This window comes from Psychroflexus montanilacus, from assembly GCF_020164535.1.
GTDB lineage: Bacteria > Bacteroidota > Bacteroidia > Flavobacteriales > Flavobacteriaceae > Psychroflexus > Psychroflexus montanilacus.
This window is the reverse complement of the sequence record NZ_JAIQZC010000005.1, coordinates 141,405-162,493: the sequence shown is the minus strand read 5'-3', so window position 1 is coordinate 162,493 and position 21,089 is coordinate 141,405. Positions and strand designations below refer to the sequence as shown.

At 36.6% G+C, this 21,089-nt stretch carries 14 protein-coding genes and 1 tRNA gene; 3 read left to right on the top strand and 12 right to left on the bottom strand.

Annotated elements, in window-relative coordinates; genetic code table 11:
- Positions 1 to 16: 16 nt before the first annotated feature.
- Positions 17 to 2,443 carry a phenylalanine--tRNA ligase subunit beta gene (gene pheT, locus LB454_RS13445; RefSeq protein WP_224465196.1) on the bottom strand — a complete coding sequence of 809 codons (2,427 nt, stop codon included), beginning with the start codon at positions 2,441 to 2,443 and terminating at the stop codon, positions 17 to 19.
- Positions 2,444 to 2,543: 100 nt separating this feature from the next.
- On the opposite strand from pheT, the gene LB454_RS13440 reads away from it, so the two are divergent.
- On the top strand, positions 2,544 to 3,881 hold the full coding sequence (locus tag LB454_RS13440; RefSeq protein WP_224465195.1) for a M28 family peptidase: 1,338 nt from the start codon (positions 2,544 to 2,546) through the stop codon (positions 3,879 to 3,881).
- A gap of 58 nt (positions 3,882 to 3,939) precedes the next feature.
- Here the strand turns inward: LB454_RS13440 and LB454_RS13435 are convergent.
- The 10 genes from LB454_RS13435 to nhaC all read right to left on the bottom strand — a co-directional run bounded on the left by LB454_RS13435 (position 3,940) and on the right by nhaC (position 17,550).
- Positions 3,940 to 4,015: transfer RNA gene (locus LB454_RS13435), tRNA-His, on the bottom strand.
- A gap of 165 nt (positions 4,016 to 4,180) precedes the next feature.
- Positions 4,181 to 8,038: an acetate--CoA ligase gene (gene acs / locus LB454_RS14015; RefSeq protein ID WP_262902792.1), complete on the bottom strand. Its 3,858-nt coding sequence runs from the start codon at positions 8,036 to 8,038 to the stop codon at positions 4,181 to 4,183.
- 11 nt (positions 8,039 to 8,049) lie between these two features.
- Positions 8,050 to 8,424 carry a response regulator transcription factor gene (locus tag LB454_RS13420; protein ID WP_224465194.1) on the bottom strand — a complete coding sequence of 125 codons (375 nt, stop codon included), beginning with the start codon at positions 8,422 to 8,424 and terminating at the stop codon, positions 8,050 to 8,052.
- Complete coding sequence (locus tag LB454_RS13415; protein ID WP_224465193.1) at positions 8,421 to 11,117, bottom strand: sensor histidine kinase; 2,697 nt, start codon at positions 11,115 to 11,117, stop codon at positions 8,421 to 8,423. The genes LB454_RS13420 and LB454_RS13415 overlap by 4 nt, the downstream gene beginning before the upstream one ends.
- A gap of 283 nt (positions 11,118 to 11,400) precedes the next feature.
- Positions 11,401 to 13,191 carry a sodium:solute symporter family protein gene (locus LB454_RS13410; RefSeq protein WP_224465192.1) on the bottom strand — a complete coding sequence of 597 codons (1,791 nt, stop codon included), beginning with the start codon at positions 13,189 to 13,191 and terminating at the stop codon, positions 11,401 to 11,403.
- Positions 13,192 to 13,203: 12 nt separating this feature from the next.
- Positions 13,204 to 13,464 carry a DUF4212 domain-containing protein gene (locus LB454_RS13405; RefSeq protein WP_224465191.1) on the bottom strand — a complete coding sequence of 87 codons (261 nt, stop codon included), beginning with the start codon at positions 13,462 to 13,464 and terminating at the stop codon, positions 13,204 to 13,206.
- A gap of 12 nt (positions 13,465 to 13,476) precedes the next feature.
- Positions 13,477 to 14,691 (bottom strand): hypothetical protein, encoded by a 1,215-nt coding sequence (locus LB454_RS13400; protein WP_224465190.1) that lies wholly within the window; start codon positions 14,689 to 14,691, stop codon positions 13,477 to 13,479.
- Between the two features lie 113 nt (positions 14,692 to 14,804).
- Complete coding sequence (locus LB454_RS13395; protein WP_224465189.1) at positions 14,805 to 15,218, bottom strand: transposase-like zinc-binding domain-containing protein; 414 nt, start codon at positions 15,216 to 15,218, stop codon at positions 14,805 to 14,807.
- Between the two features lie 139 nt (positions 15,219 to 15,357).
- The gene (bshB1, locus tag LB454_RS13390; RefSeq protein WP_224465188.1) at positions 15,358 to 16,074 is read right to left on the bottom strand and encodes a bacillithiol biosynthesis deacetylase BshB1; all 717 of its coding nucleotides are present in this window, start codon (positions 16,072 to 16,074) and stop codon (positions 15,358 to 15,360) included.
- A 3-nt stretch (positions 16,075 to 16,077) separates the two neighbouring features.
- A complete protein-coding gene (gene nhaC / locus LB454_RS13385) occupies positions 16,078 to 17,550 on the bottom strand; it encodes a Na+/H+ antiporter NhaC (protein WP_224465187.1) in 1,473 nt (490 codons plus the stop codon).
- Positions 17,551 to 17,846: 296 nt separating this feature from the next.
- Here nhaC and lpdA point away from each other — a divergent pair, with 296 nt between their 5' ends.
- Together lpdA and LB454_RS13375 are read left to right on the top strand one after the other, a co-directional pair.
- The gene (lpdA, locus tag LB454_RS13380) at positions 17,847 to 19,253 is read left to right on the top strand and encodes a dihydrolipoyl dehydrogenase (RefSeq protein WP_224465186.1); all 1,407 of its coding nucleotides are present in this window, start codon (positions 17,847 to 17,849) and stop codon (positions 19,251 to 19,253) included.
- Between the two features lie 199 nt (positions 19,254 to 19,452).
- Complete coding sequence (locus LB454_RS13375; protein ID WP_224465185.1) at positions 19,453 to 20,154, top strand: DUF429 domain-containing protein; 702 nt, start codon at positions 19,453 to 19,455, stop codon at positions 20,152 to 20,154.
- Between the two features lie 109 nt (positions 20,155 to 20,263).
- On the opposite strand, the gene LB454_RS13370 is transcribed toward LB454_RS13375, so the two are convergent.
- A complete protein-coding gene (locus LB454_RS13370) occupies positions 20,264 to 20,902 on the bottom strand; it encodes a MarC family protein (RefSeq protein WP_224465184.1) in 639 nt (212 codons plus the stop codon).
- Positions 20,903 to 21,089 lie beyond the last annotated feature (187 nt).

The window sequence follows — 21,089 nt, the reverse complement described above, 5'->3', positions numbered from 1 at the left end:
TATAAATTTAATTGTTCTATCTTAAAGTAGCTCCAAATTTAGTTTCGAATTGATTCTGTAGTTTTTGCATGACTTTATCGACCTGCTTATCGGTAAGGGTTTTCTTCTCGTCCATAAATTTGAATCGTAAAGCATAACTTTTCTTCTGTTCTGGAAGTTTGTCACCTTCATAAACATCAAATAAATCGACGTTTTTCAAAATTTTCTTGTCTGTTTTGAAAGCTAAATTCTTCAAATCATCAAATTTCACTGCTTGATCCAGCAATAAAGCAAAATCTCTTTGTGTTGAAGGAAACCTGGGAATTTCATCAACCTTTAGTTGCTTTTTTTGAATGGCATCCAACACATTATTCCAGTTGATATCAGCAAAAAGAACCTCCTGCTCAATGTCAAAATAATCTAAAATTTTGGATTTCACTCTTCCAAAATCAACAAGCGTTTTAGAATTCAGCTGGCCTGAAAGTCCTTCTGAAATAGAGTCAGAGTTTTCTGATTGGTACTCCAGATTTGTTAAACCAAGTTTTTCAAAAATACGTTCCAAATAAGCTTTTAATCCGAAGAAATTAGTCTTCTGTTGAGGGTTCGTCCAGGATTCAGGAGTTTTGGAACCCGTCATGAATAAAGACAAATGCTTAAATTCCTGAAATTCTCCTTCTACTTTGTGATATGTTTTTCCAAACTCAAAGAATTTTAAATCAGTTTTTTTACGGTTAATATTGTAACTCACAGATTCCAGTCCAGAAAATAGCATCGACTGTCTCATCACACCTAAATCATTACTTAAAGCATTCAAGATATCAACATTATGCTCTTGCTTAAGATCTTCTAACAAGTCTACGTAAGCTTTGGTCGTTAATGAATTGGACATGATCTCAAAAAATCCCTGAGATACCAGTTGATCTGCTATTCTATTTTGAATTTTATAATCTTCATAAATTGAAGAATTGGCGACTGAGACGTTGAATTTGCTATCAGATTCTATGTTGTTGTAACCGTAAACTCTCAAGATTTCTTCAATCACATCTACTTCACGCTGCACATCGACTCTGTAAGCTGGAATCGTTAAACCCAATCCGCTTTCGGACACGTTATTTACTTTGATGTCTAAAGAAGTTAAGATAGTTTTTATAACCCCAGTATCAATTTCTTGTCCAATCAGTTGATTGATTTTATCAAACGTTAAAAACACCTGGAAGTCTTCAATTTTCTTTGGATAAAAATCATCTATATCGCTGGAAACAACTCCACCTGCAATTTCCTGAATTAAGATAACCGCACGTTTTAAAGCAAATTCTGTGATGTTGGGATCAATTCCTCTTTCAAAACGAAAAGATGCATCTGTGTTTAAGCCATGTCTTTTAGCTGTTTTCCTGATGCTTACAGGGTTGAAGTAAGCACTTTCCAGAAAAATATCGGTTGTACTAGTAGTAACACCAGAACCTTCACCTCCAAAAACACCAGCTATACAAAGTGGCTTCTCAGCATCACAAATCATCAAATCGTCTGCATGAAGCTCTCTTTCTACACCATCTAAAGTAATAAACTTGGTACCTGTCTTTAGCGTTTTTACTTCTATTTTATTGTTTTTGACTTTATCTAAATCAAAAGCATGTAATGGCTGCCCCAATTCATGTAACACGTAATTGGTAGCATCTACAACATTATTTTTTGAATTTATTCCAATAGCTTTTAATCTATTTTTAAGCCAATCTGGAGAATCTTTCACTTCCAATCCAGATATACTCACGCCGCAATATCTTGGTGCTAATTCTGGCTGTTTTACTGAAATAGAAACTCGCAAACTTCTATTATCTACATGAAAACTACTTATAGAAGGCGTGTCCAGTGGTATGCTTATTTCATTTTGAATTAGACCAGCCCTCAAATCTCTGGCAACTCCCCAGTGACTCATCGCATCTGCGCGGTTGGGTGTGAGCCCGATTTCAAAAACTTGATCTCTTTCAACAGAAAAAACTTGATTAAGTGGTGTACCCGGGATAAGGTTTTCTCCCAAAACCATAATCCCTTCATGGCTTTTACCAATACCTATTTCGTCTTCAGCGCAAATCATACCTTCACTTACCTCTCCTCTTATCTTTCCTTTTTTGATAGGCCATGGCTGACCTTTATCATCATAAAGCGTTGTGCCAATGGTAGCAACTGGCACATTCTGACCAGCAGCAACATTGGGAGCACCACAAACAATAGAGAGCAATTGTTCTTTACCAATATTTACTTTTGTAATCTTCAACCGGTCTGCGTTGGGATGTGGCTCACATGATTCAACATGTCCCACAACAATTCCTTCAAGTCCACCTTTAATTGATTCAAAATTGGTTATGCCTTCTACCTCTAATCCTAGGTCTGTAAGCAAAACTTCAGTTTCTTCTGCTGTCCATTTAGTTTTTAGAAATTGCTTTAACCAGTTGTAAGAAATCTTCATAATAATATGTCTATAGAACCCGCAAAGATAACAATACCACTTAGCTCTTAAAATTTTTATTCCTCTAAAATTATAGTAAATTGAGCAAAAAATTATTGACATGAAAACTATACTTACTATTGCCTTTTTTGGCTTTTCGACTATCTTTTACGCCCAAGTAGACACCAAAGTTTATGATATTGTAAATGAGGTCTCTGCAGAAAAACTGGAATATTACGTTCAAAATTTAGTTGATTTTGGAACCAGAAATACCTTTAGCGATACCAAAAGTGATACACGTGGAATTGGTGCTGCTAGGCGCTGGATTAAATCTGAATTTGAAGAGATCTCTTCAAATTGCAACAACTGCTTAGACGTCTTTTTTCAAGGCGAAACAGTAACCCCAGAGGATGGAAATAGAATTCCTAAAACTGCAGAAATACTTAATGTAGTCGCTGTTCAAAAAGGAAAAAAATATCCAAATTCTTACATCATTATGAGTGGAGATATCGACTCAAGAGCTTCGGATACGCAAGATTTTGAAACTGATGCTCCAGGAGCTAATGACAATGCAACAGGAATGGCAGGTGCAATGGAAGCGGCTAGAGTGCTTTCTCAATATGAATTTGATCACAGTATTGTTTACGTAGGTTTAAGCGGTGAAGAACAAGGCTTGTACGGAGGTCAGTTTTTAGCGAAATACGCTAAAGAAAACGATTGGAATATTATTGGTATTTTGAACAATGATATGATAGGTAACATAGAAGGAGTTGATGGAGTTATTGATAATAGAACCTTTAGAATATTTAGTGAGGCTCATAATCCAACCGAAACCGACAGAGAACGACAAATGAAGCGCTTTTATGGAGGTGAAGTAGATGGGGAGTCTAGACAATTGGCGAGATATGTTTACGAAACCACTAAAACCTACATGCCAGAGATGAATCCTATGATGATATATCGCTTAGATAGATTTGGACGTGGTGGTCATCATAAGCCTTTCAACGATTTAGGTTTTCCTGGTATTAGAATCATGGAAGCTCATGAGAATTACAATCAACAACATCAGGATATCAGGACTGAAAATGAAATTGAGTACGGTGATGTCATAGAACATGTCAATTTTGATTATGTCAAAAAGTTAACTGCTGTGAACGCTATTTCTATGGCAAGTTTGGCGTGGGCTCCACCAGCTCCAACTGAAGTCGCGATTGGTGGTATTGTAGAACCTTCTGTAAAACTCAAGTGGGAACAAAGAAATCCAAGTGACGTTAAAGGTTACAAAGTATACTGGAGATCTACCACCTCCCCAACTTGGGATCATTTTAGATATGTTGAAAATGTAAATGAAATCACTCTAGACGGCATAATTATCGATAATTTTTTCTTCGGAATAGCTTCTGTGGATGAAAATGGAAATGAAAGTGTAGTGGTTTTTCCTTCCAATATACTGAGATAAATATTATCCTCTTAAAACTAAAAAAGGCCTTATCATAATCGATAAGACCTTTTTTTTTGGGTGGAAGATGGGGCTCGAACCCACGACCCCTGGTACCACAAACCAGTGCTCTAACCAACTGAGCTACATCCACCAGTTGTCTTGTAAGACGCTGCAAATTTAATATAAAATTGCATTCCACAAAACGATTTGAGTAAATAAAGAGAAAATTATATAAACAAAAAATAATCTCCCCAATTCTTTTAAACTAAATAAGTTGATTTCTAAATTACGAAACGATAAAACCTTTTAGATTATTCTTATTTTAAAAACGGTTCAACTTTCTCTTTGATTTCTTCTACAATACTTGGATCCAATAGTGTTGAGACATCTCCAATTTGATCTGCTTCTCCAGCAGAAATCTTCCTCATGATTCTTCTCATGATTTTACCACTTCGTGTTTTAGGCAAGCCAGAAACAAAGTGAATGCGATCTAATTTTGCAATTGGACCAATTTTACTTGAAATTAATTGATTAATTTCTTTGCTTAGGTTTTCTTTATTTCTGGATTCACCATCGTTTTTCAATATCACAAAGCCAGCCAAAGCATTTCCCTTGACATTATGTGGGAAACCGATAATAGCAGATTCCGCCACTGCTGGATGTTCATTGATAGCATCTTCAATAGGTGCAGTACCTAAATTATGTCCAGATACAATGATGACATCATCTACCCTGCCTGTAATTCTGTAGTAACCTACCTCATCTCTTAAAGCTCCGTCTCCAGTGAAATAAACATTTTCAAAGGCGGAAAAATAGGTGTCCTTGTAGCGTTGATGGTTACCATAAACAGTCCTGGCCATACTTGGCCATGGGTGCTTAATACATAATCTTCCAGAAACAGAATTTCCTTCAATTTCATTTCCCTTCTCGTCCATTAATGATGGCTGAATACCTGGTAAAGGGAGAGTTGCATAGGTAGGTTTAGTTGGTGTAACAAACGGGATTGGAGAAATCATAATTCCGCCAGTTTCAGTCTGCCACCAGGTGTCTACAATAGGACATGTCTTCTTTCCTATATTTTCATTGTACCAATTCCAAGCTTCTTCATTGATAGGTTCTCCAACACTCCCTAAAACTTTCAAAGATGATAGGTCATATTTATTGACAAATTCAATATCCTGTTTTGCTAAAGCCCTTATAGCTGTAGGAGCCGTGTAGAATTGATTGACTTTGTATTTCTCTACAATATCCCAGAATCTTCCATAATCTGGATACGAAGGAACACCTTCAAACATAAGCGTTGTAGCTCCGTTCAGTAGAGGACCATACACAATATAAGAATGTCCAGTAATCCATCCAATATCTGCGGTGCACCAATAGACATCATTTTCTTGATACTGAAATACATTTTTGAATGAAAATGCTGAATACACCATATACCCGGCAGTAGTATGTACCATGCCTTTCGGTGTTCCAGTAGAACCTGAAGTATATAAAATAAAAAGCATGTCTTCTGCATCCATCACTTCTGGAGCGCAGTTTTTGTCTACTTTTTTCAACTCATCATGCAACCAAGCATCTCTCCCTTTTTTCATGTCAATTTTAGCAAAGGTTCGTTTAGTCACTAAACAAGTTTCGACTGAAGGGGTAGTTTCTAAAGCTTCATCGACAATGCCTTTGAGGTCGATTGATTTTGAACCACGGTAAGAACCATCTGAAGTAATGACCATTTTACAATCAGAATCATTGACTCTTGAGGCTAATGCAGAAGCTGAAAAACCTGCAAAAACTACCGAATGCACTGCTCCAATTCTAGCGCAGGCCAATGTAGCTACAGCCAATTCTGGAATCATAGGTAAGTAAATACATACCCGATCTCCTTTTTGAATGCCGTTTGCTTTCAAAACATTAGCCATTCTATTAACGCGTTCTGAAAGTTCTTTGTAGGAGATGCGTTGTTCTTTTTCTTCGGGATTGTTAGGCTCCCAAATAATAGCGGTTTTATTTCCTCTGGTTTTCAAATGCCTGTCAATAGCATTCTCTGTAATGTTGAGTTGAGCGCCTTCAAACCAGGTTGCTCTTGCTTCTTCAGGATTCCATTTCAAGACTGTATCCCACTTTTTCTTCCATTCAAAGTTTCGTTCTGCGATTGTGTTCCAAAAATTTTCGGGATCGTTTTGAGAAATTCTATACACATCCATGTACTTAGCCAAAGAATCGATGTTATAGTAACTCTTTGTGAGGGCTTTTAAAGATTGAGTCACCTGATCTTTATTTTTACTGAAAGCCCCTATTTTCTGCTGACTAAAGGTTTCAATAATTTCACTAATGACCATAGGATCTTCGATAGTTGATGGTAAATTATAAGATTCCCCAGCTACGAGTTTCCTCAAAGTTCTTCTTAAGGTCTTACCGCTTCTTGTTTTTGGAAGTCTTTTGACAATGACTACATTTTTCAAGGCAGCAATAGGTCCAATTTTATCCCTCACTAATTGAACAATTTCAGTCTCCATTTTATAAGATTCATAATCTTCTTCACCCATTTTCGGGACTACAATGGCCAGAGGGACTTCCCCTTTCAATTCATCTTTAAGGCCTACTACGGCACATTCTGCGACAGAAGGGTGTTTGGAAACAACTTCTTCCAAAGCTGCAGTGGATAACCTATGTCCAGATACATTGATAACATCATCTATCCTGCCTGTAATGAAAACGTAGCCTTCTTCGTCTATATACCCACCATCACCCGAGAAGTAGTAACCTGGAAATTTACTTAAATAGCCGTTCTTGTAGCGCTCATGATTATTCCAAAGGGTCTGCATAAAACCAGGAGGAAGTGGCAGTTTGGAACAGATGTAACCTTCAGTATTAGCCGGTAAACTTTCCCCTTCTTCAGAAAGGATTTCTATATCATATCCGGGAACAGGTTTTCCGGCAGATCCAGGTTTTACTGGTAATGGGTCCAGACCCATGTAATTTGCAACAATAGACCAGCCAGATTCTGTCTGCCACCAATGGTCTATAACTGGTATTTGTAAATGTTTCTGAGCCCATTTCAATGTAGTTTCATCGCAACGTTCACCAGCTAAAAACTGATATTTTAGAGATGATATATCATATTTTTTGATAAACTCACCATCAGGATCTTCTTTTTTGATTGCTCTAAAAGCAGTAGGCGCTGTAAACATGACATTCACCTTATGATCTTCTACAACTCTCCAGAATGCACCCGCATCTGGAGTTTTTATAGGTTTTCCTTCATAGATAATCGTTGTATTTCTATGAATCATAGGTGCATATACTATGTAACTATGCCCTACAACCCAACCTACATCGGAGGCAGCCCAAAACGTATCTCCAGGCTTTGTACCATAGATGTTTTCCATCGAATACTTAAGGCCAACTGCATAACCTCCTGTATCTCTTACTACTCCTTTTGGGGATCCAGTAGTTCCTGAAGTATATAAAATATAAGAAGGATCTTTAGACTTTAATGGAACAGCATCCGCAGGCTTTGCTTTATCCGTCAACTCTAAATAATCAACATCGTAGGGTTTATGCTCAAATTCTACACCCAGCTTTCTATTGAACACGACCACTTTTTCGACTTTATGTTTAGCCTTTTCTATAGCTTCGTCCACCATAGGTTTATAGGCTATAAGTCTATCAACCTCAATACCAGACGTTGCTGTAATGATGACTTTTGGTTGGGCATCATCAATTCTCATAGCAAGTTCATCAGGGGCGAAGCCACCAAAAACAACAGAGTGAATAGCACCTATTCTAGCACAAGCCAACATGCTAAACAATGAATGAGAAATCATTGGCATGTAAATAATGACGCGATCTCCTTTCTCAACACCGAGTTCTCTGAGTCCGCCAGCAAGTTTAGAGACCTTTTCCAAAACCTCATTATATGTATATTTGACTTGCTTTTGCCTCACAGCAGAATCGTAAACCAGGGCCAATTCATCCCCAAACCCATCTTCCACATGTTGATCTATACATAAGTAACTCAAGTTGGTTTCTCCATCAGGGAACCAATGGTAAATCCCTTCGGGAGTTTGCTCCAGTGCTTGAGTTGGCGCTTTGAACCATTTGATATTCTTCGATTCCTGCATCCAAAATTCTTCTGGTTGCTCAATACTTTTTTGATAGGCATCTTTATAGCTCATAATTGTGTATTTTAAGATTTCTGTATTATTAATTCACTTATAGTATTTAACAGTTTTTTCATGGAAAAAGGTTTCTTGATATAAGCTTTGGCACCAAGTTCAATAGCCTTATCCACATCACTTTCTTTTTGTTTTGCACTTATGATGACTGTTTGTGTTGTGTTTTTTAAAGTGTCGTGGTCACTTAAGTATTCTAAAACTTCATACCCATCTACTTTCGGCATCATGATATCAAGAATAACGAGGTTTGGTCTAAGTTTCTCTGCAAGTGCAATAGCTTCTTCACCGTCTCTAGCAATAAAAACTTCGTAGTTATTTTTCCTTAACGTATACTCCACCGCCATTATAATATTAGGCTCATCATCTACAAGTAGGATTTTTTTCATGTGTTTTGTTTTGGTAGTTTTAAGTTCATTTCTGCTCCTGTAGTCAAATTAGATTCAGCATAAATCTTTCCCTTATGCATTTCAACAATCTGTTTGCATATGGCTAACCCAAAGCCGCTCCCAATAGGCTTTTTAAAGGTTTGATTTTTTGACTGATAGAATTTTTTAAAAATTAATTGAATATCTTCTTCAGGAATTCCTTTACCATTATCAATCACTTTACAGCTTATTTCTTCTGAATTTTCTTCAAGGGAAACACTTATAATTCCGTAGTTTTCGGGAACAAATTTGATTGCATTGGAAAGCAAATTCGTGAAAACCTGTAGCATTTTACTGTAATCAAATTCAGTAAAAACCTTCTTCTTTGCATTAAACTCTACCTGTATATTCTTCCTGCCTGCAATACTTCTGATTCCATTGATAGCATCTTCGATACATGAATTTAAACTTTGGTACTCTAAAGTTAACTCATCTCTTCCAGAAGCCATTTTTTCTAAATCTAAAATATCGTTAATCAAGACATTGAGGCGCTCTGTATCTTGAATGATATTACTCAAAAATCTCTGTTGTAGTTCTTCGGGCATATCATTTCCTTCTGTTAAAACTTCAGAACTAGCTTTTATTGAAGTAATAGGTGTCTTGAGCTCATGTGCTACAGTATCTAGAAAGTCATCTTTTAACTGGTCCTGAATTTTGAGTTCTTCATTTGCAGATTTTAATTCTGAAGCTAGCTTAATTAATTTTTGAGATTGTGCCTCTAGTGACTTATTAACAGAAATTGTTTCTCTATTTTCTTCAAGAATATGAAGTACTTCCACTAGAGATACTGGCTTTTCTTTGGCAACATTTGAAATTAAAATTTTGGCTGAAGCACTTCCCACAGCACCTGTGAGAAGGCGTTCCGAAAAATTGATAAATCTGGCATCTGCAAGTCTGTCTTCAGGATTTACTGCATATCGCTTTCTAAATACTCTTAAGGCTTTATCTGCTTTGGATTGTCCTAAAAAACGAACCAAAATATTTTGAATGTCTTCAACATAAGCCTCACCTTTCCATACGTAAGCATTTTCTTTTAGTTCGACTGCCTTGCTGGTATTGACAAACATTTCTCCATAATTGCGTTCTCGATAATTTCCTTTTTTAATAACAGATAGGATTAAGTATGCTCCTGTGTTTAACAATAAACTCCAATATAATGCATGATTTACAGGATTTAACAGCTCAATACCAAATAGTGCGTAAGGTTTAAGTGCTGTAATTCCAAATAATCCATTGGCTACAAATTGATTGTTACTGAATATGTTTTCAGTAAAAAAAGGGAGTAAATAGGTGAAAACAACAATCAGCATTCCTATTACAATTCCAGCTTTGGCACCTAAAGCAGAGCCACGATTCCAAAACATACCAATGAAGAAACTCGGCGCCAGCTGAACAATAATCAGAAACGAAATGAGTCCAATAGAAAATAACGAGATTTCTGGATTAAATAAGGCATAGAGTAAGTAAGCGAGTATTATTGAGCAAAAAACACTTACTCGCCTAATGTTTTTTATAATTTTTTCATTGTTTAAAGACTTTCTCTTTGTCAGGGTTTTAATAAAACCGTAGGGAATGATAAGATTATTGCTCAGCATGGTAGACAATGCTACAGTGGAAACTACAACCATAGATATAACTGCAGATAATCCTCCTAGAAAAACGATGATTGCCAGCCAGTGATCTCCAAAATGTAATGGGATGAGCAATGTAAAATAATCGGCATTAATATCCTTACCCAAAATCAACAATCCACCCCAGGCTATGAAAATCACAAATAAGTTGAAAAGCAAAAGATAAAGTGGAAATAGCCAGATAGAAGTTTTTAGTTGCTTACGATTATTGAATTCTACTACCGAAGTTTGAAATTGCCGTGGTAATAAGAAAATGGCTAAAAAAGAAAGAGCTAGACTAAAGTACCAGTTGATACCTCCACTTAATCCATTAATTGTACTTAACTGATTTAAATCCAAATTTAAACTAGCCTGCTGGTATAAATCTGAAGTGCCATTAAACACATAATAGGTCACATAAATACCTACAATGAGAAAAAAAGTTAATTTCAAAACTGATTCAGCAGCAACAGAAAACATCACACCTGCTCTTTGCTTTGAAGCATCCAGGGATAAGGTTCCAAAAAAGGAAGCAAAAACAGCTAAAATTATAGCTATATAAAACGTAGAATCTGTGATAACGGAGGACCCTTCTATGCCTAGAGTTGATGTTGAAACAATTTCAAAGGTTTCTGAAATAGCCTTCAGTTGAAGAGAAATATATGGTATTATACTTACAGCACAAACAATGGTAACAAGTGCTCCCAGAGACCTGCTGTTGCCATATCGCAGAGAAATAAAATCAGCTATGCTGGACACGTTATAAACTTTGGACAGCTGAATTATTTTTTTTAGGATTATAATCCAAAGTGGTGCTGCTATGATTGGGCCTAGATAAATGGTTAAGAATTCTACACCAGTTCTAGCGGCCATTCCAACACTTCCATAATAGGTCCATGCAGAGCAATATACCGCAAGAGAAAGTGCATAAACTGCTGGGTGAGTAACCAATTTTGAACCTTTATTTTTTTCAGCAAAAAAGGCGATGAGAAACAAAATTCCCAAATACATAAAAATGAGTGCTATAAGCCCAATCTTACTCATCAATCAGAATATTTTTTAAGTACCATAAATGAAATAAGTATGCTAAGCATCCAGGTGATAAAAATGAAAAAATAAAATAGAGGAAACCCAAATACTTCAGAAACGGTATTGAAGGCAAAAATCAGCGGAATGTTGAACAGCAGAATCAACCCTAAGCTTAGAAAAATAAGTTTTTGCTGATGTCTTTTTTTCATATTTCTTGAATAAGTCTTTAAAATAATTAAAATTCTCAAGAGCGAGGAGCAAAAAGCACCACTCCCTTGAGATTTAACAAACTGTATTTTTAATGTCCTGTTGCTTCGCCTGCCCCGCTTGGAATTCTAATATTTTCAACAATTTCTTGAACATCTTGCGGTGTTTCTTTGGTAAACTGACACACTGTAAGTGAAACGATAAAATTGGCCACCATAGCAATAGATCCAAAACCTTCTGGAGAAACTCCAAACCACCAGTCTTGTTCTGTACCTCCTCCAAATAGATCAAATTTGAATTTTAGCATGTAGAATAACATCAAACACACACCTACAATCATTCCAGAAACGGCTCCTTCTTTATTCATCTTTTTGTAGAAAATACCAAGAACAATAGCTGGAAAAAAGGATGCAGCAGCCAGACCAAAAGCCAGTGCCACTACAGCAGCCACAAATCCTGGCGGATTGATACCAAAATAACCTGCTATTACTACAGCTCCAGTAGCAGAAAGACGAGCAGCAATCAATTCTCCCTTATCGCTAATGTCCGGTTTAATTATTTTCTTTATCAGATCATGAGAAACAGAAGAAGATATGACCAAGAGTAGTCCTGCAGCAGTAGAAAGAGCTGCAGCCAAACATCCGGCAGCGACTAAAGCGATGACCCAATTTGGCAAGTCTGCAATCTCAGGGTTTGCCATAACCATTATATCATTGTCCACATACAATTCATTATCGTTATCCGAAGGATTGGTCACTATTCGCTCTCCACTATTTCCTTTGCTTTCATCAGCAAATTCGGGAGTCTTTCCATCAATAGCAACACCCCCATTTCTTTTTGGTCCAAGATATTGAATTTTACCATCATTATTTTTATCAACCCAGCCTATCAAACCCAAACTTTCCCAGTTGGTGAACCATTCTGGCATTTCCTCATAAGGTTTCTCACTCACTGTGTCTATCAAATTAATTTTAGAAAAGACTGAAACAGCAGGTGCTGTTATGTAAAGAATCGCTATAAAAAGCAAAGCAAATCCAGCAGACTTTCTAGCATCTTTTACTTTCTTTACAGTGAAGAACCTTACGATCACATGAGGAAGTCCAGCTGTACCAACCATGAGAGCGAGGGTGATTGCTATTACATCTATCATGTTTTTGGATCCGTCAGTATACTTATTGAAGCCAAGTTCCTGACTTAAACCATCTAATTTATCCAATAGGTAAACATCTGGCTGACCAACCACTGTATCTCCCATTCCTAGCATAGGAATAGGATTGCCAGTCAATTGAATTGAAATAAAAATCGCTGGTACCATAAAAGCAAAAATCAACACACAATACTGTGCAACCTGAGTATAAGTAATGCCTTTCATTCCGCCTAAAACAGCATAAAAAAGCACGATCACCATTCCTATGTACACACCAGTATTGATTTCAACTTCCAAAAATCTCGAGAACACAACGCCAACGCCTCTCATTTGTCCTGCTACATAAGTAAAGGAAACAATAAGAGCACAGAATACTGCAACAATCCTTGCTGTTTTGGAATAATAGCGGTCTCCTATAAAATCTGGAACTGTAAATTTTCCAAATTTCCTGAGATAAGGAGCCAGCAACAAAGCTAAAAGCACATAACCTCCAGTCCAACCCATAAGGAATGTAGCCCCATCATAGCCCATAAAGGCAATGATCCCGGCCATAGAAATAAAAGAAGCTGCAGACATCCAGTCTGCTGCAGTAGCCATACCATTGGCAATTGGTCCTACTCCACCACCTGCAACATAAAAATCTTTAGTAGAACCGGCACGAGACCAGATTGCAATCCCGATGTAAAGAGCAAATGTGGCTCCTACGATAATATAAGTCAATATTTGAGCATCCATAGTTTTGGTTTTTTATTCGTCGTATCCGTATTTTTTATCTAGTTTGTTCATCAATCTTACATAAACGAAAATCAGAATTACGAATACATAAATTGAACCTTGTTGAGCGAACCAAAAACCAAGTTTGAATCCTCCAAGGGTAAATTGATTCAGCCAGTCTTTGAATAATATTCCAGCTCCATAGGAAACTAAAAACCAAATACTAAGAAGAATGTAGAGGTACCTCACATTTTCTTTCCAATAGGCTACCGCATTTTTGTCTTTATTTTTCATGCTTTAAAAATTTTATAAGTAAATCATTGCTTGTAAATTGATTCTATTTACGGTTTGATTTAAAAACCGCTCATTCTGATATTCTAACGTAAGTTTTGAATTGTGACCGTTTAAAAAGGCATTAATGCCAAAACCAAAAATCGTTCTATCTTGATTGGAGACATCAATAAACGAATGGTTGTAAGAGGTATATGGCTGAAATTTAATTGATTTTGAACTTGGTACAAGGTAGCCGAAATGTCCATAGAGCATATCCCCAGTAGCGTAGGGACCAAGAAGATAATTTGAGCCATAGTCATTGGATTGGTAAACGGCATAGCCTGTTACCGCAGCCCCATTATTTCCAATTGGTGCATCGTAAAATACATCTGCTGCAAAAAGATTAACATCTTCTCCAACAGGTTGATTATCATTTAAAATCACAGCACCATTTGGATGGTGATAAAAACCAGCACCGATATTAAAAATACGTTCAGTGCCCATATAAGTTCCGACTTTGTAAGGCAAAAAATTACTCTCCAAATTAAAAAGATTATAAGCAAAATAGCCGGTATAAGTTTTCCCTGCTTCAGCAGTTCCCAAAATATTGGCTCCACGGTATACCGCATTAGCTTCAGAAAGTGGATTTGTATCAAGTCCATTGACCATGGCTTCATTGATGGCTACATTGTACTGTAACTTCCCAAAATTACCTTTAGCAAACACGCCTATATGCCTTGCAAACTGATCGGATAAACCTAGAGTTGACCATGAAGACCTGTTGTTATCCAGAGTCATAAGGTTGAGTGTTCCTTGTGAATTGAGCCTGGACAAGCCATTCCAATAATGTAGCCCACCACCCACTACATGTTGATCTGATACATTATACTGAGCCCAGGCGTCATGCATAAACACTTGAGGGGAGCCTTCCGCGCCGACAGGTTCCATATTGAAAGAATTAAGGCTGTTAATACCTATGTGAGTGAGAACTAGAAAATCTTTAGTGATTTGACCATAAACTAGAAATCTAGCACGCCTTAGCTGAACAGAAAGATCAGCCTGATCTTCCGGATTCGAATCTGAAAAATTGGCCTGAGCCTGAACCCAGGTCAAAATTCTCACGTATTTATTATCATTATCATCAAACTTAATCTTAAATCCACCCTTATAATAAGGCGATCCTTGGGAAAATACATTATTACTAGAAAAAGCAATAATTACTATTAAATATGCAACAAAATATTTCATCAGATAACAAGTCTTTATTTTTTTATAGCATTCTTTGCTAATAACTTGCTACGAACTTCAAATATTTTATTTGTTAAATAAAATTAAATATATATTTATGTTAATCACTATAGTTATTCCTTAAATCGTTCCCATTTAATTACCATGAATTTATCACCAAGCTCAGTAACAATCATTCCTGAGCCTTTAGTATTTTCTGAAGTAGAAAAATAATGACCTAGCTCACTCTGACTTAAAATTTTATAAGTTGGATGGACATCAGAATTTTGAACTTTATGAATATTATATTTCTTGACCCAATTCATCACACTTACGTGAGAAACACCTAAGATCCTTTCAATTTCACGATAAGTCAAACCCTCTAGATACAGCTGTAAAGCTTTTGTGACATAATACTGATCTATTTTTTTCCCTAATTTGTTTACAGTGAAAAAGTAGTTGCAGGATTTACATTTATAGCGCTGACGATCGTTTACAATACCACTTTTCACAATTTTATCAGATTGACATTGCGGACAAAATTTCATATATATTTATTTTGCATAAATATATTAAATTAGCAATTAAATTCTAATTGTTATTAAAATTAAATGGTTTCGAGTTATTACATAAAAAACCCTAACTCAGATTTTGAGATAGGGTTTTGTTCCTTTTATAAAAAATATTTTAAATCAGGTCAAAAATAGAATTTACTGCCGGATAGCGTTCTACTGTATAGCCTTCTGCATGTTCAGTTCCAATGATTCTGCCAAGATTTCTAGCTCTATAGGTGATACTATCAAAAAAATTAGAGCTTGATATAGGTGTTTCTGGTTCTTTACTCTTTTGGTCAAAAAATTGGGTTTTGTAAGTTTTGATACATTCCATTTTCTTATCCATAAATCCAGTAATGTCTACAACTACATCTGGTTCTATATCGTACCACTGAATATAATGGTAAACTAATTTTGGTCTCCACTCCTTTTGTGTATTTCCTTCGCAAATAGTTTCTATTTTTTTTAGACCACTTAAAAAACAGGAATCACTCACAAGCTGACTTCCCTTTCCATGATCTATGTGCCGGTCTCTTATAGCATTACAAAGAATAATGTCTGGTCTGTACTTCCTTAAAACTTTTATAATTTCAAGTTGATGAGCTGTATTATTTGTAAAAAAACCATCGCTAAACTCAAGATTCTTTCTCATGCTTACACCCAAAATATCGGCTGCATGTTTGGCTTCAGCATCTCTAGTTTCAGCAGTACCACGAGTCCCCAACTCTCCACGAGTGAGATCCAAAATTCCAACTTTCTTTCCTTTATCGATTTCTTTGGCTAAAGTTCCTGCACAGCTTAACTCGACATCGTCTGGATGTGCTCCAATTGCCAATATGTCTAATTTCATAACTTATTTATTTGTCAGTTGTCTTATTTTAATATTGAATGCCGCAAAAAATAGAGTAACGAAAGGACTCAAATAATTGAATATTGCATAAAAGAAATAATCAACAACTGGAACTCCCAAAACTCCACTATGGTAAGCTCCACATGTATTCCAGGGAATCAATACCGAAGTTACAGTACCAGAATCTTCCAAAGTTCGACTTAAATTTTCTGGTGCTAATCCTTTCTTTTCATAAGCTTTTGCAAACATTTTCCCAGGAACAACGATTGCTAAATACTGGTCTGACGCTGTTAAGTTTAAAGCTAAACAACTGGTAACTGTACTAAAGAATAAACCGAATGTAGACGTAAATAAGTTTAAAAGAGCTTCACTTATCCTTTCTAATGCTCCAATCGCATCCATGATTCCTCCAAATACCATAGCGCAAATGATCAACCAAATCGTTCCCAGCATTCCATACATTCCACCAGCTGAAAATAAATCTTGTAAAGACTTATTTTCTGTAGGAATTGTAATGTCTACAGTTATTGCATCTATAATTCCGCGATAAGCGGTCTCAAATGTAAGTATGTCGCCACCCCCTATCATTTTCACCAATTCTGGCTGAAAAACTAAAGCTGCTACTGCTGCGAGAAGCGTTCCTAAAAGTAATGCAATGAGTGGTGGTGTTTTCTTTACAATTAATATGATAACTAAAACTGGTACAACAAATAACCATCCGGATACATTAAAAGAAGATTCTATACTTCCTAAAATTTCTGTTGGGTTAGTTTGACCTGAAGTGTCTAAGTTTAGGCCAATTATAATAAATACAATTAATGTTACTATTATAGTTGGCACGGTTGTAATCGTCATATACCTTATGTGAGTAAACAAGTCTGTTCCCGCCATTGCAGGAGCTAAATTTGTAGTATCACTCATAGGCGATAATTTGTCTCCAAAATAACCTCCAGATAGAACGGCTCCAGCAGTCATCCCCACAGATACACCAAGTGCTTCGGCAATACCAATTAAAGCTATACCTACAGTGGCAGACGTAGTCCAGCTGCTTCCTGTTGCCACAGATATAACCGAACAGATGATAACACAGGCAGCAAGAAATATGGTAGGGTTAAGAATTTGCAATCCGTAGTAAATCATAGTTGGAATGATACCGCTGAGAAGCCAGGTCCCAGCCAATGCTCCAACCATCAATAAAATCAAAATAGGCTCTGTAGTGGATTTCAAATTTTTGGCAACATCTTCAATCATGCTTTCAAACTTTGCCCCTTTAGAAACACCTACTATTGCTGCTACTGCAGCACCCATAAGCAAGATGAATTGATTGGAACCAGCAAGAGAGTCATCTCCGTACACAAAGACATTGTAAGCCAGCATGCCTATAAGCGCTAAAACAGGAATTAAAGCTTGCCAAATGCTGAGTCTTATTTTAGAATTGGAGGGTTCTTCTTCAGATGCATTCACGGATTCACTCATGTCAAGGATTTTAAATCGACGTAATGTTACAATTTTGTAACATATTTCACAAAACAAAGCTTCAGTTTTATAGTACTCAAACACCAATTAACTCATAACCAAAACATTATTTTCATTCCTAAAATCAATATATAAACAATAAATTTTCCTAAGTATCACGGAAAGGTGGAATTATGGAGAAATAGCCTTTCTAAAATCCATAGGAATTTAACAAGGATTTGAAGCGATTCAATTGCCCTTTATGATAGAAGGTGTAAATTTGTAATACTTTATTATTAGTAATTAAAATTCGTTTTATGAACACATATGATGTAGTCGTGATCGGCTCCGGACCTGGGGGATATGTAGCAGCAATACGTTGTGCACAACTAGGTTTAAAAACTGCAATAATCGAAAAATACGCTACCAAAGGTGGGACTTGCCTCAACGTAGGTTGTATCCCTTCCAAAGCTTTACTTGATTCGTCTCATCACTACGAGGATGCAATCAAGAATTTTGAAGAACATGGTATCGATATTTCTGGAGACGTAAAAGTCAATCTGGAAAACATGATGAAACGCAAGTCTGGTGTCGTAGATCAAACGACTAAAGGGATCGATTTCCTGATGGACAAAAACGATATTGAATCTTACGAAGGTGTTGGTTCTTTCAAGGATAAAACACATATCATCATTACTGATAATGACGGTAAAGAAACTGAAATTGAAGCCAAAAATACCATCATTGCTACAGGAAGTAAGCCCTCTAGCCTGCCTTTTATAGACATTGACAAAGAACGAATCATTACTTCCACTGAAGCGCTTTCGCTCAAGGAAATTCCTAAACACCTTATCATGATTGGTGGCGGAGTGATTGGTCTGGAATTGGGACAGGTGTATAAAAGATTGGGAGCAGAAGTAACAGTGATAGAATACATGGACCGTATCATTCCTGGGATGGACAAAGACCAGAGCAAGGAATTGATGAAGGCCATGAAGAAGCAAAAAGCTAAATTTATGCTGTCTCACAAGGTTAAATCTGTAGAGCGTAAAGGCGACGAAGTGATTGTAAAAGCAGATGACAAAAACGGTAAGGAAGTCGAATTCAAAGGCGATTACTGCCTGGTCTCTGTCGGTCGTAGACCATACACAGATGGTTTGAATGCCGACAAAGCTGGTGTAGAGATAAAAGACAATGGAAAAATTAAGGTTAATGAAAAACTTCAAACCTCTACGTCAAACATTTATGCTATAGGTGATGTTATCGAAGGTATTATGCTTGCTCACAAAGCTGAAGAGGAAGGAAGTTTTGTTGCTGAAGTGATTGCAGGACAAAAACCGCATATCGATTACAATTTGATTCCAAACGTGGTCTATACCTGGCCAGAAGTGGCTTCAGTAGGAAAGAACGAAGACCAGCTTAAAGACGAGAACATCGAGTTCAACACTGGTAAATTTCCTATGCGTGCCTTGGGGAGATCCAGAGCTAGTGGGGATATCGACGGATTTGTGAAGATATTTTCAGACAAGAAAACAGACGAGGTCCTTGGCGTACACATGGTGGGAGCCAGAGTTGCCGACCTTATTGCTGAGGCGGTGACCGCTATGGAATTCCGTGCCAGTGCAGAGGACATCGCCAGGATGAGCCACGCTCACCCTACTTACGCAGAAGCTGTAAAAGAAGCAGCCCTTGCGGCGACTGGCGACCGAGCTTTACATATTTAAGTTTATAAACTAATTAACAATGAAGCCGATATAGCAATGTATCGGCTTTTTTTATTCTGATTTTAAGCACGTTAACTTAAATACTTAGATCATCAGCTTTAAAATAAAAGTTAACTTAAGGCCACGTCCTGAGCTGAAGAAAGATTAAAATCCTATGTTTAAAAAATCATTAATACCGTTCACCTGAAGTAAACCTCACATGAAAATAGCTGGAATAGATTCCTGTCCTCTAGGCTGGATTGTCATCCTTCACGATTCTAAAGAATTTTACTTTGAAGTGGTAAAATCCATTCATGAACTGATGGGGCGACATCCAGACCTTCAAAGACTCTTTATTGATATTCCAATTGGTTTATCATCCATAAATTTTACACGAACTATTGAGTCCAAATTGCGAAAGGAACTCGGCAATAGATCTTCTACCATCTTCACACCAGCCTGCAGAAAAGCTATTTATGCAGCAGATTATGATGAAGCCAGAACCATTAATAAAGAAATTCTAGATAAAAGCATATCCATACAGAGCTACAACATTTCAAAGAAAATCAAAGAAGTCGACCAATTCTTGAAGTCCAAACCAAGGGGTTTAGAAATTTATGAAAGTCACCCTGAAATCTGCTTTAAATATTTGAATGCTTCAGAAGTGATTCAGACTAAAAAGTCAACCCAAGAAGGATTTCAACAGCGCTTTCAGTTGTTGCAAAAACACGACTCAAAATTTAAAAAACTTTACGAAAACATCTCTGAAACCTTCCCTAAATCAAAGGTAAAACCAGATGATATTCTGGATGCTATGGTGCTTTGCGTAGCCAATTTCAAAAGCAAATCTTATGGACTTCGTTTTGTTGAGGATGAAAATAACAAAGACGAGCATGGACTTTTTGTAAAAGTGGCTTATTGAAAGCTCTCCTAGCCTGCCCCCAAGGAGTGGGGACATATACTTTACTACTTTTACTACAATATTTTTCCCTTGCCTTAGGATCCTGCTAGCTATCGGAAAGGGATGGGCTTCACCTCCCAGCAATTATGTCTTGAAAAATGGGTTTAAAACCGCTTAAGAAGAATTCTATGGCGATGACCATAATGATCAACCCCATCAAACGCATCAACACATTGTTACCTGTTTGACCCAGGATTTTGATAATTTTTCCAGCGCTTAAAAGAATAGCCAACGTAATTCCCATCACCAAAACAATAGCACCAATGAGAACGGCTTGCATTTCTACAGATTGAGCATCTTCCATCATAACAATAGCGTTTGTAATGGCACCTGGACCACAAATCATAGGAATGGCAAGTGGAGTTATAGAAATATCGTTAACATAAGTTTTAATCTCAGCTTCCTGCACCTTCACTTTTCCAAGTCTGGCCTGTAACATATCCATGCCCATCAAGAAGAAAATAATTCCTCCAACTACTCTAAAGCTATTCACAGAAATTCCAAAAAATTTGAATAGAATCTGTCCTGTAAAAGCAAAAAGAATAATGGTTACAAAAGATGCGATAATGGCTTTTTTGGCTGTTGCTTTTCTACTTGCCTGATCCAGTTCTGAAGTCATGGTCATAAATATAGGCATCACTCCAAGTGGATTAATAATGGTAAAAAAGGTAGTAAAGGATAAAATTCCAAAAGCAATTAACTCTGTCATTATTAGTAATTTATAATCAAATTAAAAATTGCAAAAGTATTTTGAATTTTCTGATTTACAATACTTAACTATAGAAATATTAACTAGGATTTTACGATTCGATGATCACAATTATTTCCAGCTGAAAAAGAATAAAAATCTTTGAGCATTTTCTCCAAAAAAGGACTTACGAAAACGTTTGAGTTTT

Bases quoted from the DNA above. Each gene is read 5' to 3' on its own strand.
- pheT (WP_224465196.1), bottom strand. From the start codon at position 2,443: ATGAAGATTTCTTACAACTGGTTAAAGCAATTTCTAAAAACTAAATGG.
- LB454_RS13440 (WP_224465195.1), top strand. From the start codon at position 2,544: ATGAAAACTATACTTACTATTGCCTTTTTTGGCTTTTCGACTATCTTT.
- acs (WP_262902792.1), bottom strand. From the start codon at position 8,038: ATGAGCTATAAAGATGCCTATCAAAAAAGTATTGAGCAACCAGAAGAA.
- LB454_RS13420 (WP_224465194.1), bottom strand. From the start codon at position 8,424: ATGAAAAAAATCCTACTTGTAGATGATGAGCCTAATATTATAATGGCG.
- LB454_RS13415 (WP_224465193.1), bottom strand. From the start codon at position 11,117: ATGAGTAAGATTGGGCTTATAGCACTCATTTTTATGTATTTGGGAATT.
- LB454_RS13410 (WP_224465192.1), bottom strand. From the start codon at position 13,191: ATGGATGCTCAAATATTGACTTATATTATCGTAGGAGCCACATTTGCT.
- LB454_RS13405 (WP_224465191.1), bottom strand. From the start codon at position 13,464: ATGAAAAATAAAGACAAAAATGCGGTAGCCTATTGGAAAGAAAATGTG.
- LB454_RS13400 (WP_224465190.1), bottom strand. From the start codon at position 14,691: ATGAAATATTTTGTTGCATATTTAATAGTAATTATTGCTTTTTCTAGT.
- LB454_RS13395 (WP_224465189.1), bottom strand. From the start codon at position 15,218: ATGAAATTTTGTCCGCAATGTCAATCTGATAAAATTGTGAAAAGTGGT.
- bshB1 (WP_224465188.1), bottom strand. From the start codon at position 16,074: ATGAAATTAGACATATTGGCAATTGGAGCACATCCAGACGATGTCGAG.
- nhaC (WP_224465187.1), bottom strand. From the start codon at position 17,550: ATGAGTGAATCCGTGAATGCATCTGAAGAAGAACCCTCCAATTCTAAA.
- lpdA (WP_224465186.1), top strand. From the start codon at position 17,847: ATGAACACATATGATGTAGTCGTGATCGGCTCCGGACCTGGGGGATAT.
- LB454_RS13375 (WP_224465185.1), top strand. From the start codon at position 19,453: ATGAAAATAGCTGGAATAGATTCCTGTCCTCTAGGCTGGATTGTCATC.
- LB454_RS13370 (WP_224465184.1), bottom strand. From the start codon at position 20,902: ATGACAGAGTTAATTGCTTTTGGAATTTTATCCTTTACTACCTTTTTT.